Here is a 15301-nt window from a genome sequence, read left to right as displayed (position 1 = left end):
ACAAAGACAAAAGGCAACCATGACAGGCAGTACGTCACCAACCGGCAGCGCACAGGCACTGAACCTGCCGGGCAACTGGCAGCAAGTGAAGCTGTTCCGGATCTACAACCATTACCGGCTGGTGGTCAGTTTGATGCTGGTGGGGTTGCTGTTTATTGATCCGGTCGCCATGGAGCCCCGTTTCCGCTGGCAGGATTACTACCAGGCTGGCGTGGTGTCCTACCTGGCCCTGAATGCCTTTATCGGGATGACATTGTTCGCCGGCTTCCAGCCCAGTCAGCGGCACATCACCCTGTCCATCCTACTGGACATCCTGATCATGCATGGCCTGCTGATAAGCAGTACCGGCATTACCAACGGCCTGGCCAATCTCGTCATCATTTCGGTCGCCGCCGGCAACATCCTGACCCCGAGTCGCATGGGCACCTTCTATGCCGCCCTGGCCGCGCTCTGCTCCCTGGGCATTTCCAGCTGGGCGGTCCTGGTACTGGATGAAAGTGGTGACGATATTGTCCGCGCCGGCTCCCTCGGCATTCTCTATTTCGCGGCTGCGTTTATCCTGCAGAACATCTCCCGGCGGATGATGCGAAGCGAAGCCCTGGCCTCGAGCCGCGCCCGCAGCATCGCCGAATTGGAGCAGATCAACCAGCAGATCATCCAGCGCATGCGCACCGGTATCCTGGTACTGGATCGCACCGGGCAGATCCGCCTGGCCAACGCGGCGGCCGAGGAACTGCTGTTCGGCACGCCAGGTGCGGAGGATTCAGGCCAGGTGCAAAACCGGGTACTGCCCCAGCCCCTCAAGCTCGGCCTGGAAGACTGGCTCAAGGATCCGCGCAAGCGCGTTGCGCCATTCCAGTCCGCTTCCACCTCGCCCCTGCTGCAGGCCAATTTTACCCAACTGGACCAGGAACAGGGGGACCTGATCCTGGTGTTCGTGGACGACATGAGCAAGGTGACCCAGCAGGCGCAGCAGATGAAACTGGCTTCACTCGGCCGACTGACCGCCGGCATCGCCCACGAGATCCGTAATCCCCTGGGCGCCATCAGCCACGCCGCACAGCTGATGGAGGAGTCCCCGTCCCTCGATGAGGGCGACAAGCGCATGCTGGACATCATCCGCCGCCACTCCCGACGGGTAAACGGCATTATCGAGAATGTCCTGGAGTTGTCCCGGCGCAAGGCAGCGAATGCCGAGTTAGTGGATATTCCCGTGTGGCTGCAGGAGTTCCGGCGGGATTTCCTGCAAACCCAGGATGACCAGTCCAGCCCGGTCCGGATCGATCTCGTCATAGACCCGGACGTACCGGCGGCACGGTTCGACAAGAGCCAGATCGAGCAGGTTCTGGTCAACCTGTGTGACAACGGGCTTCGCTACAGCCAGCAGCAATGTGGCGAGAAGCATATAAAACTTAGCGCGGGCACCACGGAGGATGGAGAACGGGCCTATCTGGATGTTCGGGACTACGGCCCAGGCATCTCGAAAGAACACCGCAGCTCGGTGTTTGAGCCGTTCTTCACAACCGACAAAAGTGGCACCGGCCTGGGCCTTTATCTGGCCCGGGAACTGTGCGAGTCTAACCAGGCGCACCTGTCGCTGGTGGAGGATGACCAGCCAGGGTGCTGTTTCCGCATTACCTTTGCCCCACCCGGGCGCATGATCTGATCTAGAAACTTTCTGACCCCGGGGCCCGCACAACGAGATGGAACCAACACGAGACAATGACCACGCATACCGCACTGATCGTTGATGACGAGCCGGATATCCGGGACCTGCTGGAAATCACCCTCACCCGGATGGGCATTGAAACCCTGACCGCGCCGGACCTCACCACCGCCCGGCAGCTGCTGGAAAAACATCAGCCCCAGCTGTGCCTGACCGACATGAACCTGCCGGACGGCAACGGCATTGACCTGGTGCACTGGATCCAGCAGCACGCCCCGGCCACGCCGGTGGCGGTGATTACCGCCTACGGCAACATGGACACCGCCATCGAATCCCTGAAAGCCGGCGCCTTCGATTTTGTCTCCAAACCGGTGGAACTGCCCAGGCTGCGGGAGCTGGTCAACAGCGCACTGAGACTTTCCGAGGCAGAACCCGACGCCGACCCGGATACCGACGAGCCGGGCCTTCTGCTGGGCAACTCGCCCCAGATCCGCAAGCTGCGCAACCAGACCCGCAAACTCGCCCGCAGCCAGGCGCCAGTGTTCATCAGTGGCGAATCCGGCAGCGGCAAGGAACTGGTGGCCCGGATGATCCACCTGCAGGGCCCTCGACGGGAAGGTCCCTTCGTGGCCGTCAACTGCGGCGCCATCCCCTCCGAGCTGATGGAAAGCGAATTCTTCGGCCACAAGAAAGGCAGCTTCACCGGGGCCGTCGAAAACAAGGAAGGCCTGTTCCGCTCCGCCAACGGCGGCACCCTGTTCCTGGACGAAGTAGCCGACCTGCCCCTGGCCATGCAGGTGAAACTGCTGCGGGCCATCCAGGAAAAGGCCGTACGCCCGGTGGGCGACACCAGGGAAGTACCGGTAGACATCCGGGTACTGAGCGCCACCCACAAGAACCTGCCGGAGCTGGTGCAGGAAGGCAACTTCCGCCAGGACCTGTTCTATCGGATCAACGTGATCGAACTGGCAGTTCCGCCACTGCGGGAGCGGGCCGATGACATTCCCCTGCTCGCCAGCCATATCCTCGGGCGCATCGCCCGGGAATACGAATGCGACCCGGCCGCCCTCACCCCGGATGCCATCGAACGGCTCAAGGCCTATGACTTCCCCGGCAACGTGCGGGAGTTGGAGAACATTCTGGAACGGGCCTTTACCCTGTGCGATGAGGACCGCATCAGTGCCGACGACTTGCACCTGGGCAACGGGGTGCAGCCCGCAGGGTCAGCCTCTGGCCCGGCCAATCCCGGCACCGATGCCCCCAGCGTACCGGAGGGGGAGATTGACCTTGAAGGGTTCCTGGAAACCATTGAGCGCCAGGCGATTGAGAAGGCCCTGGAGGCTACCCGCTGGAACAAGACGGCCGCGGCCAAACGGCTGGGGATCAGTTTTCGGGCTTTGCGGTATCGGTTGAAGAAGTTGGGGATGGAGTAAAGCGAAGAGCCGCACATACGCGTAAACCGGAACCCTATACAATTAGATGCGCTCCCTGGCAGGAAGCCGGGGCGTTCATGGATGAACACCTAACAAGGAGAGTTATTCAAAATGCAGGTCGTGCAGCGACCAGCGGGCTTTACTCTGCCCGAACTGGTCATCACCATCGCCATTCTCGCCATTGTTTCAGGTCTGGCCGTCCAAGGCTGGAATACTGTTGTAGAACGTAGCAGACATCGAACCATTATCGATACCTACCATAGCCTGTTTGCCTTTGCCCGCTGGGCTGCGGCCAGCAACCATTCCCTTGTTACGATTTGCCCTCTGTCCGAAAAGAACGAATGCGTGGACGACTGGCAACAGCCAGTATCGGTTTTCGTCGATGTAAATAACGATAAACAGCCTGACAACGGGGAAATTCTACGAGTGCAGGAACCGGTCAGTCACCCCTTCACTATGTACTCAAGAACCGCCGGGAGGGGGTACTTTCAGTTCAATGAAAAAGGCTTTGCTTACGGCTCCCTCGGAAGCCTTGTACTGTGCCCGGCAGAACCGGAAACCGGCACGATGACCTATATGGCGGTTAACATGGTGGGACGATTTCGCGTTCAGTCTGACAAGGACGGGGACGGAACTATCAAGCTGCGCTGGGGTGCCGAAATAACCTGCTGAATAAAAAGCCGGTCATTGGACCGGCTTTCATCAGATCATTTGTTCCAGGTATTCTCACCAGTATCGAAAGAGGTGCTGGCATCGCTGTCCCATCTCCGGGCGCCGGTGGAGTCCAGCTCCAACATCCCGTCACCGGCCTGAGCCCCCTTCGGTGTGGCACGCAGAGTGAATGAAGTCGCATCGGCAGCCTGGATAGTCAGGTCATAATACTTGGTATTACCATCGAGGGGCGCCTCGTCCGCGTAAATGGCCGGCGAACCGGTATCGGCACCGCCACTTGCGGCATCCTCATAGCTATTATTGGTCGCATAATGGCGCTCCATCGCCGCCGCCAAGCCCATGAGAGCCCCCTGAGCATCGGAACGCCGGGTTTTCTCGACATAATCCGTATAACTGGGGTAAGCGATCGCAGCAATAATGCCTATGATCGCCACCACAATCATCAACTCGATAAGGGTAAAACCTCTCTGCTCCTTACCTGGATTCATCTGGATCAGTCCTCATACCAGTAGGTTTCGACGACGCCTTTCACTGTTTCAATGGTTTGACACTCCGTGCCTATGCATATGACATCAGTGTCATCAACCCGCATCCTTTGCGGAGTCGGAGGCAGACCCGCTGTGCTGAGCTCTACGTAACGGTCCTCCCTGGTGAGCTCGCTATCACTGCCTACACCATCGTAATTGCGTACCGCCGTCCCATTGAACGCTGACAGGTGGTACATCCGGGATGTTCCGGTTGGCGGGAAGCAGGGATTGGTACTTGCCTTCGGCTCATAGGTTGTAATGTAGATTTCATTGTTGACCGTAGTGCTTTCGGACAGCACTTTTTCTCCATCATTGGTGAGGCGAATATACCAGCCTTTCTTGCCCGCCAGCTTTGTAGCTTCCTCTGTCCTCACTGTCTCGCTGTCGTCTTGCTGAATCTTGTTATCGGTGGCGTCATAGAGGTCTGATTCAGTCAACGTCTGGTAAAGAACCGTTGTTTCCGTTTCGTCGTCGGGATCGATTGGCGCCGAACTTACAGCCTCAATCTTCATCATGTAGATCCGATCTTCCACCGTAGTATCCAATGGGTGCGCCTGGTAACCAGAGCCCATAACGAGACCCAGATAACGCTTGCCGCCAATCTTCAGGCCAAACAAATCCGGAGTGTGGTAAAAGCGCCGGTTGCTGGCGGCAGTATCTCCGGCCAGGTTCGCGATCCGTCCTCCAGTCACGTGCAAGCTGTCATTTTTACCGGTCACACCAATGTCAAACCGGAAAATCTGTCCTCCCATATCACCGACATATACCTGGTCAGCTGCACCATCGCCGTTCACATCCAGAACTTTAGGTGAGGCAGGAATGCTGTACTGCATTTCTGACAGCTCCAGATCGGCACCACTGTCAGTTGCTCCGGCCCACCAGATCAGGGACCCGTCATTCGCATTAACGATATACAACGCACGTCCCTCATCATCCGCTGTCCGGACCGTTGCATCGTCCTGGTCGACGTCATAGCCGCCTGCAAAAATCAGCACATCAGTAAGCGAGTTACCTTGACGGATCCTCGTTTTTACGGGAGTAGACCAGGTTTGAGCCAATTCCTCGAATCCAGATGTGCCTCCAGATCCCCCGGTAATAGACCACATCAGACTCGGCGAAGTCGGCGTTGTAACGTCCAACGCGTAGTAACTCTTCCCACCACGGCGCATGCCCGAAAAGATGTGGACAAAATCGCTGTCAGAGCTGTTTATAGCACCATCGACATCCTCATCGTGAACCCACTTAACCACGGATCCGTCCATGCCATAAACTTTGCTGGAGGTATCGGTACTGTTCATCATGGCCGGTTGGTTCTTCAACAGTTCCCTGGGAATAAAGGAAAACTGGCTATCACCGGTACGGCCATCAACCGCGTGGATGAATCCCTGATTGTCCCCGTAGTAAATAGTTGTCGCCTGGGGAGTAGCCGTTGCATCGTAGATCACAAGTTGCGGGACAGAGTGCAAAGGATCAGCCAGAAGCTTTCTCGCATCAGTTGTATCCGAATCACCGTCCTCATCGTTCACATCGACGCCACGAGTCCAGTTGACGACTTTTTCGAGCTCGACGCCGGTCAAACTGGTATCGCCGAAGTCTGCACCGGTAACGTTGTCCACGATAACGTGGTTTTTTGAATTGGTGAGGTCAGATCTACGCGAATCCAGGTTCGAGTATACCTTGCGGTTTTCTGTAATCGCAGGTAGCTGAGAAGCGGCTCCACCGAGACTTACGTCAGGTCCATCAGCAACCGGGCTCCACCAGCTTCTTGCTGTTTCCTTGAAAAAGCCGGTGGTGTTGTCGATGGCAGCATTGCCATTGGCGTCTACGATAACCGCAACGTTTTTACCAGCCGAGTCTTTGCGAATCTCAAGCTTATAGCGCTTGAGGTTACCGTCCCAGATTGCCCCTTTATCCGACTGAAAAAGCGCGTAGTACAGCGTATTCAGGTGGTTAAGACGATCAAAGGTATTGATGGCAACACCCGGAGATACGTAGGTCGTGCCCTGGGCACGCACTGCCTCATAGATCTTGTCAAAGGCAGCTTCCAGCCCTTCCTGCTCATCTGCACGATAATAATTTCCCTTACCTGCTTCAGCAGTGTCTGACAATAGCGCTTGCGAAGTAGCAAAACCCACAGTGTTAGTGATCAGGTATTGGTTACCCTCATGGGTGCTGCTAAGGTCTCCGTTTGCCAAAAAGCCCGCCACTTCATCCAGGCAACTATCATTTGGATCGTCGGAGTTTGCGCTACCGCATTTTTCCCCTATGTAATTTCCGATGTCTGTATCGGTATCATCCGCCGTTGGAGCACCATCCGTCAGGAAAACCGCATAATTCCTTTGGCATTGATACTCGACCGGCGACTGATAGGCATCCGATGAAGCAAGCGCCGAATCAATAGGCTCATCATCATAGAAGGGACTATCGCCACGAAAATAACGGGCGAGTTCAGCCAGTGTTTCTGCCAATGGAGTGTTACCCACTGGCTTAAGTTCATCAACCAACTTTTTCAGTTCTACCTTGTTATCATCATCCAACGGTACTGGCGGGGACATGATATGCCCACCACTTTCTGTGGACTCCCAACAGGATCCGTGATAGTTGCAAGATTTCTGTACATTGAACTTCATCAACCCAATATTGACATCTTCCATCCGGTCGATGAGGTTCATGGTCACGGATTTGACGACCTCCATTCGTGTCATGTCGCTGTCGCCCACATCTGTATCCATACTTCCCGAGTTATCAATGATGAACATGATGTTGGGCTTCACGATCTGTGAAGTTCCCGGCGGGGTGAAGAATATCTCGGTATCATCCGCATGGAGAGGACTCGTCGCCGTTGCTCCAAATACGGTCGCCGCAGCCGCCAGAATCAAGCGCAAATTAAGGGATACTCTCATTGCTCACCACCTCCGGATGAAAGGACGCCAGGAAAGGACACCCGATAAGCCATACCGTTTGGCTGGTAAATGTGAATTACACCAGGCACACCATTGAGGTATTTTACTTCCGTACCATCAATCTGACGCTCTCCAGCCTCAATCACCAGATCGGCAGAAGGCAGGATCGTTGAAGATGGACAGCCGGGGCAGCCTTTAGCACGAATTCCCACCACATCACCACTGGCATTCAGAACGAGCTCAATTGCTCTTGCCTCGACAGCTTCATATTGGGTGTCAATCAGCTGGCCAGCGGGCTCTTCAGCCCAAGCAGGCGAGGAAACAATCACGAGGATCAATATCAGCGCTGCTGAAAGCGCTGTCGAGCAATAGGAATAGACTCTACTCATTTCTGCCTCCGGGGACTGAGCCCCCTCTATCAAGATCAGTAATACTCAATACCCTTGAAAACCCGAGCAGCAGCACCTGTATTTGCCACCCCGGCCTCACCTTCAAGCTCGTATCGGAACCCCTTCAACTGATTGGAGCTCTCATCGGCATCCATGGAACTTCCGCTGGTGATAATGACCTCTCCAAGAAAGCGGGCCTGATAACTGCCCGTTACACCGTTATCCTCGTCGACGGTTACCGTCACCCGATCGCTCTCCCTGGAAGTCTCCTGCATTGACTGGCGCAACAAATCCAGGTTGTTTGCATAAACTTCATCCAGCAATGACCTCAATGTGCTTTCTGCCGCCTGAAAAGCCCGATTCGAGTTTTGGGAATTCACGGCCATTCGCTCTTGCATTACCGATGTATTCATACCGGCAACGCCAATCAGCGTCAGCACCAACAAGACGATCAAGGATACGATGAGCGTTGCCCCACGCTCTTTCTTCAATGAAACCACTCTGCTGTGTTTGTTCATCATTCGATCACCAATAGCCGGTCAGTCAGTCACGATTACGAAGCATGACTGTCGTAACAAAGGTCCTTCGCAGACGCTGATCTTCGGGATGTGTAACGGTCCCCCCACCACTCGCCTCGGTTATGGTCTCGCCGGGGAGTGCATAATCTGCTATATCGTTATCATCCCGGACAGGGTCCGCATTGCTGACCAGCATGCCTATGCGCAGAGCAACAACACTTGCCATATTCCCGACTTCGTCTGCAGGGCGGTACCGGACGTTATTGGTTCCCAGCAGTTCACCATATTCGATCTGAAGATTTTCAACGCCTTCAACGATCTCCTGAGGGGATTGCACACTACCGTCCAGATTGTTGGCCTGCCGGTACAATGCAAAGATGTCGTTACCTTGAACATCATCCCGGCCGGTGTCTGCCACAAAATAAACCGACGAAGAAAAACGCATGATGCGTGCAGAATCTGTGTAGGCCTGGCTCAACCGGTTTGAGCTGTTGACATTCTTGGCATGAGCCCAGGTACCCGATGACGGCTCACTGGAGATCCTGAACAGGTCCGCTGCTTCACAGTCGGAAATCATGACGATATCATTCTGCGAAAAACGAACGATATCATCACCCAGAACCTGAATATTGGCGTTATCCGCTTTCATGTTGCCGGTCAGCTCTATTTCCATGGTTTCACCGCGCTGAACGGATATAACATCGCTGCCTACAATCGCGTTCGCTTCAATTTCTTCACCATCAAACTCAGTGCCGTCTGCCCACGTGCCATCACTCACTTCCCAGCCACGCAGTGTCGTCTCAAAAAAATCAGCAGTTGGGGGATTGTTAGCAATGATATTCAACGTCACGTCATCCGGATCGGCACAGCCCTGAAACCCGACCATACGCATGTCGCGAGCCATGATGTCGGTGGCTATTCGAGCTGCTTCCTGAGTTCTGGCAAGTGCAGCACTCATGCGCGAGGTTCGGCTGGAATCCAGATACACCGTGAAAATGCCAAAAATCAACGTGGCACTCAGTGCCAGAGCGATCATCAGCTCAACCAGAGACAGACCTCTTTGGCTCTTACTCAATCTGGCAAGTAACCTCAATTCAGGGGCTCCGTTCATTTTGTACCTCACAATGAAAACTGCACGGAGTAGGAACCATCACCGGAGATTGACTCTCCCGCGTCTCCGTCACGAGTTACCTCGTTCCAGGTGACGGTAATGGTGTATCTGGACGTTGCCGCATCATGCTGGATTGTACCCACGCCGCCCGGCAACAAAGCCATATCGCTTCCCACGCCCTGGATCTGACGCGTCCATTCCACGAGATCCACCTGCGCCTGCCCTGCTGGCGTGCAGCCAGTATCTTCACTTGCGCAATCAGGGAGAGTAGTTGTGGCTCCATCCGTGCTGAAGCCCGCATAATCGGATGCCCGGTCCTTGTTGGCCCGCATCCGATCAGCCATGTCGTATGCAAGGATACTCGCCTGCGTCCGGAGATAGGCTCCCTGGTTATTGCGCATACCTTCAAGGATTAGTCCGGCAAGTCCAAGCAGACCGATAGCCAAGATAAAAACAGTGACCAGAATCTCAATCAGTGTGAATCCACGCTGATTGCTTGCGCGGTACCCTATGCGAAAAACCGGGTGTTTGTGACTATTCACTTTACTCATGTCTTGGCTCACCATCACGGACAGGCAATGTCATTGCTTTTATGATCGTTCAATGTGCCATTGGCATCGGTATCACGTGCCAAATGGGTCTGTCCGGAGACGTTAATGGAGACTGCGCGCGCCTCAGCAGCTCCGCGATCATCACAAATGATAAAAGTCCCTGCGACTTCATCAGTAGCGGAGGCCCTGGGAAACCCTCTGCTATTAAATTGCACATAGCCGCCCCCATCACTGGTCATATCCCGAATTCTCAGCGTATTGCCGCCAGCGAGAGGGCCGCTGACTTTAAGCAACTGATCTGTTCCGCCGAACGCAGCATTCATATCGTCATCACGAAACACGATCAATCCGGTCTCCCAGGCTGCATTACCGCTGCATGAGGTACTGTCCGTAGAAGAACAGATCGTGACAACTCCCTCACGAAGTTTGGATGCCTCACTTCGGGCATAGCTAACGAGACTGGTCACTTCATTTGTTTGCGCGGTAAGGCGATTATTCAGCACCATCTCCCGGAATGAGGGAATCGCATAAGTGGCGATAATTCCGAGAATCGTGATAGTGATCAGAAGTTCAAGAAGGGTAAAACCTGAATTGTACCGGATGCCAGACATAAACTATCCCTACTGCTACGTAGGGACAGATTATTGGGTAGCTAGGCAGCAAGCCAGTGTGATTCGATAAGCGGCAGTGGACAGAGGATAAACGGCAGAAACAAGAAATTAGATGTGACCACCATCACATCAGCAAGTCGAAGTCACTCAACCTCGACCGCATCAATCCGAAGCTCTCTGGGCATGGAGAAAACAATATTCTCCTCCCGCCCGGCAACTTCCTGAGGCTCTTCCCCACCCAGCTCCTTCAGGCGAGAAATCACCTCATTCACCAGCACTTCCGGAGCGGAGGCACCGGCGGTCACACCAATATCGGTCTTGCCTTCTAGCCACTTCGGGTCGATCTGGGAGGCTTCGTCGATCAGGTACGCCGGCGTACCCATGCGCTCGGCCAACTCGCGCAGGCGGTTGGAGTTGGAGCTGTTGGGGGAGCCCACTACCAGCATCAGGTCGCAGTCGCCGGCCAGTTGTTTGACCGCGTCCTGGCGGTTCTGGGTGGCGTAGCAGATGTCGTCCTTGCGGGGGCCCTGAATCTCGGGGAATTTGGCGCGCAGGGCGTCGATGACTCGGGCGGTATCGTCCATGGAGAGGGTGGTCTGGGTGACGTAGGACAGGCGGGACGGGTCTTTCACCTCCAGCTTGGCCACGTCTTCCTCGTTTTCCACCAGGTAGATCTCACCGCCGTTGCTGTGATCATACTGGCCCATGGTGCCCTCCACTTCCGGATGGCCGTGGTGGCCGATCAGGATGCACTCGCGGCCGTCGCGGCTGTAGCGCATGACTTCCATGTGCACCTTGGTGACCAGCGGGCAGGTGGCGTCGAAGACCTTGAGGCCACGGCGGGCGGCCTCGTTCTGCACCGCCTGGGAGACGCCGTGGGCGCTGAAGATCACCAGGGTGTCGTCGGGCACTTCATCCAACTCGTCCACGAACACCGCGCCGCGGTTGCGGAGATTATCCACCACGAACTTGTTGTGGACCACTTCGTGGCGAACGTAGATCGGCGCACCGAACACATCCAGCGCCCGGTTGACGATTTCGATGGCGCGGTCGACGCCGGCGCAGAAGCCACGGGGGTTAGCGAGTCGGATTTGCATAATCAGTGCGTCTGTCCAGCCGGTTCCACATCGAGAATTTCAACTTCGAATTCCAGTGTACGCCCTGCCAGCGGATGGTTGAAGTCCACTTCCACTTCATCCCCTTCCACCCGGCTGATAACCCCCGGTAGCTCCTGCTGACGCGCATCGGCGAAGGACACCACCACGCCCGGCTCCAGCACCATGTCGGCACTGAACTCGTGGCGCTTGAAGGTCTGGAGGTTGTTGGGGTTGTGTTGGCCGAAGCCTTTCTCCGGGGAGACTTCGAAGGTCTGGCGGTCACCGGCTTTCATGCCCATCATCAGCGCCTCGAAGTTTTCCGGCAGGTTTTCGTCACCGATCTCGAGGGTGGCAGGCTCTTTCTCGAAGGTGGAATCCACCACATCGCCGCCCTTGATCTTGAGGGCGAAGTGGAGTTTTACACGGGTTCCCTTGTCTACGGGCAAATCTTTCATGAGTGTGGTTCACTCCTTTTCGGCATCCCCGCCGTCGGCGGGTTTGCGGAATATGTCCAGGATCATCATGCCGGCGCCGATGGTGATGGCGGTGTCGGCCAGGTTGAATGCGGGGAAGTGCCAGTCCTGCCAGTAGAAGTGCAGGAAATCCACCACATAGCCGTGCACCACCCGGTCATAGACGTTACCGAGGGCGCCGCCGAGAATGAGTACGATGGCGACGGCGGTCCAGGTTTCATGGGACTGCAATTTACGCAGCCAACTCACCAGCACCACACTGACCACCAGCGCCAGGGTCACGAAAAACCAGCGCTGCCAGCCATCGGCCTGGGCCAGGAAGCTGAACGCCGCGCCGGTGTTGTGCAGCAGCGTCAGGTTGAACATGGGCATCACCGGCACCGGGTCACCGTAGGTGAGCATGGCGCTGGCCATGGCCTTGGTGCCCAGGTCAATGACAATGACCAGCGCCGCCAGCCACAGCCATTTCAGTTTCGAGCCCATGGCCTTATCCGTCATGGCAGCTTCCATCAGGCAAAGGATCGGCTTTCGCCGGGGCCTTCCACGTTACTGACGCAGCGGCCGCACAGGTCGTCGTACTTGGCGTTGCGACCTACGTCTTCGCGATGGTGCCAGCAGCGCTCGCACTTGGCGTGGGTTGCCGGCGTGACTTTCACCAGCAGGCCCTCATGGCCGGTCTGCTCGGCACCTTCGGCCTCGGCCACCGGCTTGACGGTCGCCTCCGAGGTGATCAGCACGAAACGCAGCTCCTCGCCCAGGTGCTTCAGGCGCTCGGCCAGCTCACCTTCACAGTACAGGGTCACTTCGGCACTCAGGGAGCCCTTGATCTCGCCACGGCCACGGGCCTCTTCCAGGCACTTGTTGACCGCTTCCTTCACGCTGTAGATCTCGCGCCAGTAGTCACGGCCCAGCTCGAAGTCGTCCGGCAACTCGGTCAGGCCTTCGTACCAGGTTTCGTAGAACACGGTCTCACCGCGCTCGCCCGGCAGATGCTGCCAGATCTCGTCGGCGGTGAAGCTCAGGATCGGGGCGATCCAGCGCACCAGGGCCTCGGCCACGTGGTAGAGCGCGGTCTGGCAGGAGCGCCGCGCCAGGCTGTCGGCCTGGGTGGTGTACTGGCGGTCCTTGATGATGTCCAGGTAGAAGCCGCCCAGCGTCGCCTCACAGAAGTTGTAAACCTTCTGGTAAATGCGCAGGAAGGCGTAGTTGCCGTAGTCCTCATCCAGCTCCTTCTGCAGCTGCAGGGCCTTGTCCACCATCCAGCGGTCCAGGGCGATCATGTCCTCCGGCGCCACCATGTGCTGGGCCGGATCAAAGCCGTTCAGGTTGCTGAGCAGGAAGCGCGCGGTGTTCCGGATGCGGCGGTAGCCATCGGCGGTCTGGCGCAGGATGTCCTTGGAAACGGTCATCTCGCCACTGTAATCGGTGGCAGCCACCCAAAGGCGCAAGATATCCGCACCCAGCTCGTTCATGACCTCCTGGGGCGCAATCACGTTGCCCAGGGACTTGGACATCTTGCGACCCTTGCCATCGACGGTGAAGCCGTGGGTCAGCACCTGCTTGTAAGGTGCTACACCATTCATGGCGATGGAGGTCTTCAGGGACGACTGGAACCAGCCACGGTGCTGATCGGAGCCTTCCAGATACATGTCCGCCGGGAACTGGCCCAGCTCCTCGCGTACACGGAGGACCGAGTCGTGGGTCACGCCGGAATCGAACCAGACATCCAGGGTATCGAGCACCTTTTCGTACTGATCAGCATCGCTGCCCAGCAGTTCGTTCTGGTCCAGCTCGTACCAGGCATCGATGCCGCCGGTCTCGACAGCCTGGGCGACCTTCTCGATCAGGCCCTGGGTGTCCGGGTGTAGCTCCTGGGTTTCCTTGTGGATGAACAGGGTAATCGGCACACCCCAAGTGCGCTGACGGGAGATACACCAGTCCGGGCTCTGCTCGAACATCGCTTCGATGCGGTTCTGGCCCCAGCCCGGCACCCAGCGCACACCCTTGATGGCTTCCAGAGCGTCGGCGCGCAGGTTGTGCTTGTCCATGCTGATGAACCACTGGGGCGTGGCCCGGTAGATCAGCGGGGTCTTGGTCCGCCAGCAGTGCGGGTAGCTGTGCTGGAACTTCTCTGAGCGTACCAGTTTGCCTTCGCGCTCCAGAGCGGAACACACCGGTTCATCGGCTTTGTAAACGTGCACACCGGCAAACTCGCCGGCGGCTTCGGTGTAGGTGCCATCGGCTTTCACCAGGTTCAGGGTGCCGATGCCGTATTCCTTACCCACCTCGAAGTCTTCCATACCGTGATCCGGGGCGGTGTGAACCGCACCGGTACCGGCATCGGTGGAGACGTGATCACCCAGGATCACCGGTACCTGCTTGTCGTAGATCGGGTGGTGCAGTTCCAGCTTTTCCAGTGCCGAACCGGCAACGGTCGCCAGCACCTGGTAATCTTCCACACCCCAGCGAGCCATGATGCCCTCGACCATTTCATTGGCCAGAATCAGGCGCTCCGGTCCCTGACCAACATCCACCTGCACCAGGGCATACTCCAGGTCCGCACCCAGGGATACCGCCTGGTTGGCGGGAATGGTCCAGGGAGTGGTGGTCCAGATCACCACGGAAACATCGCCCTCGCCTTTGTCCGTGCCGAACAGCTCCAGCGCGCGGGCCGGATCAACCGCAGTGAAACGCACATCAATCTGGGTTGAAGTCTTGTCCTGGTACTCGACCTCCGCCTCTGCCAGTGCGGACTGACCTACCACACTCCAGTAAACGGGCTTGTAACCACGCACCAGGTGGCCCTTGGCCACGATCTTGCCCAGGGCACGGACGATGCCGGCTTCCACCTTGGGATCCATGGTGAGGTAGGGCTTGTCCCACTCACCCATCACGCCCAGGCGGATGAAGTCGGCCTTCTGGCCCTCGATCTGCTTGGTGGCGTAATCCCGGCAGGCCTGGCGGAAAGTCTTGTAGTCCACCTTGACGCCGGCCTTGCCGATCTCCTGCTCCACCTTGTGTTCGATAGGCAGGCCGTGGCAATCCCAGCCCGGCACGTAAGGCGCGTCATAGCCCTTGAAGCTGTGGGACTTGACGATCATGTCCTTGAGAATCTTGTTGACCGCATGACCGATGTGAATGCTGCCGTTGGCGTAGGGAGGGCCGTCGTGCAGGATGAACTTGTCCCGGCCTTCACGCTGCTTGCGCAGGGTGCCGTAGACATCGAGGTCCTGCCAGCGCTTGAGCATGTCCGGCTCGCGCTTGGCCAGGTTACCGCGCATGGGGAAGGCGGTTTCCGGCAGATTCAGGGTATGCTTGTAGTCGCTCATGGTTTCTGTGCGTACTCTTCT

Annotated in this window: 14 protein-coding genes; 3 read left to right on the top strand and 11 right to left on the bottom strand. The window is 57.0% G+C overall.

The window, feature by feature from the left end; translation table 11 throughout:
- Positions 1–19: 19 nt before the first annotated feature.
- From BM254_RS15550 to BM254_RS15540, 3 genes are all read left to right on the top strand, one after another.
- A complete protein-coding gene (locus BM254_RS15550; RefSeq protein WP_092005780.1) occupies positions 20–1666 on the top strand; it encodes a sensor histidine kinase in 1647 nt (548 codons plus the stop codon).
- Between the two features lie 56 nt (positions 1667–1722).
- Complete coding sequence (locus BM254_RS15545) at positions 1723–3099, top strand: sigma-54-dependent transcriptional regulator (RefSeq protein ID WP_092005776.1); 1377 nt, start codon at positions 1723–1725, stop codon at positions 3097–3099.
- 111 nt (positions 3100–3210) lie between these two features.
- Entirely contained in the window at positions 3211–3771 is a 561-nt protein-coding gene (locus BM254_RS15540; RefSeq protein WP_092005773.1) for a GspH/FimT family pseudopilin, read from the top strand.
- 35 nt (positions 3772–3806) lie between these two features.
- On the opposite strand, the gene BM254_RS15535 is transcribed toward BM254_RS15540, so the two are convergent.
- From BM254_RS15535 to ileS, 11 genes are all read right to left on the bottom strand, one after another.
- Entirely contained in the window at positions 3807–4259 is a 453-nt protein-coding gene (locus BM254_RS15535) for a type IV pilin protein (RefSeq protein WP_092005770.1), read from the bottom strand.
- A gap of 5 nt (positions 4260–4264) precedes the next feature.
- The gene (locus BM254_RS15530) at positions 4265–7201 is read right to left on the bottom strand and encodes a PilC/PilY family type IV pilus protein (protein WP_092005767.1); all 2937 of its coding nucleotides are present in this window, start codon (positions 7199–7201) and stop codon (positions 4265–4267) included.
- Positions 7198–7590, bottom strand: coding sequence for a hypothetical protein (locus tag BM254_RS15525; protein ID WP_092005764.1), 393 nt, complete (start codon positions 7588–7590; stop codon positions 7198–7200). The genes BM254_RS15530 and BM254_RS15525 overlap by 4 nt, the downstream gene beginning before the upstream one ends.
- A 35-nt stretch (positions 7591–7625) precedes the next feature.
- Positions 7626–8111, bottom strand: a complete 486-nt coding sequence (locus BM254_RS15520) for a pilus assembly PilX family protein (protein ID WP_245777456.1) — start codon at positions 8109–8111, stop codon at positions 7626–7628.
- 22 nt (positions 8112–8133) lie between these two features.
- Positions 8134–9219, bottom strand: a complete 1086-nt coding sequence (locus BM254_RS15515) for a PilW family protein (RefSeq protein ID WP_092005851.1) — start codon at positions 9217–9219, stop codon at positions 8134–8136.
- A gap of 8 nt (positions 9220–9227) precedes the next feature.
- Positions 9228–9770, bottom strand: a complete 543-nt coding sequence (gene pilV, locus BM254_RS15510) for a type IV pilus modification protein PilV (protein ID WP_092005848.1) — start codon at positions 9768–9770, stop codon at positions 9228–9230.
- A gap of 14 nt (positions 9771–9784) precedes the next feature.
- Positions 9785–10381 (bottom strand): GspH/FimT family pseudopilin, encoded by a 597-nt coding sequence (locus BM254_RS15505; protein WP_092005761.1) that lies wholly within the window; start codon positions 10379–10381, stop codon positions 9785–9787.
- A gap of 143 nt (positions 10382–10524) precedes the next feature.
- Entirely contained in the window at positions 10525–11478 is a 954-nt protein-coding gene (gene ispH, locus BM254_RS15500) for a 4-hydroxy-3-methylbut-2-enyl diphosphate reductase (RefSeq protein ID WP_092005758.1), read from the bottom strand.
- A gap of 2 nt (positions 11479–11480) precedes the next feature.
- On the bottom strand, positions 11481–11933 hold the full coding sequence (gene fkpB, locus BM254_RS15495; RefSeq protein WP_092005755.1) for an FKBP-type peptidyl-prolyl cis-trans isomerase: 453 nt from the start codon (positions 11931–11933) through the stop codon (positions 11481–11483).
- A 9-nt stretch (positions 11934–11942) separates the two neighbouring features.
- Positions 11943–12461 (bottom strand): signal peptidase II, encoded by a 519-nt coding sequence (lspA, locus tag BM254_RS15490; protein ID WP_092005752.1) that lies wholly within the window; start codon positions 12459–12461, stop codon positions 11943–11945.
- Positions 12461–15280 carry an isoleucine--tRNA ligase gene (ileS, locus tag BM254_RS15485; RefSeq protein WP_092005750.1) on the bottom strand — a complete coding sequence of 940 codons (2820 nt, stop codon included), beginning with the start codon at positions 15278–15280 and terminating at the stop codon, positions 12461–12463. Before ileS ends, lspA begins: the two co-directional genes overlap by 1 nt.
- Positions 15281–15301 lie beyond the last annotated feature (21 nt).

Origin of the sequence: Marinobacter pelagius (assembly GCF_900114925.1) — a bacterium.
GTDB classification, from domain to species: Bacteria; Pseudomonadota; Gammaproteobacteria; order Pseudomonadales; family Oleiphilaceae; genus Marinobacter; species Marinobacter pelagius.
The sequence above is the reverse complement of the archived record's forward strand: the minus strand, read 5'-3'. Positions and strand labels throughout refer to the sequence as shown.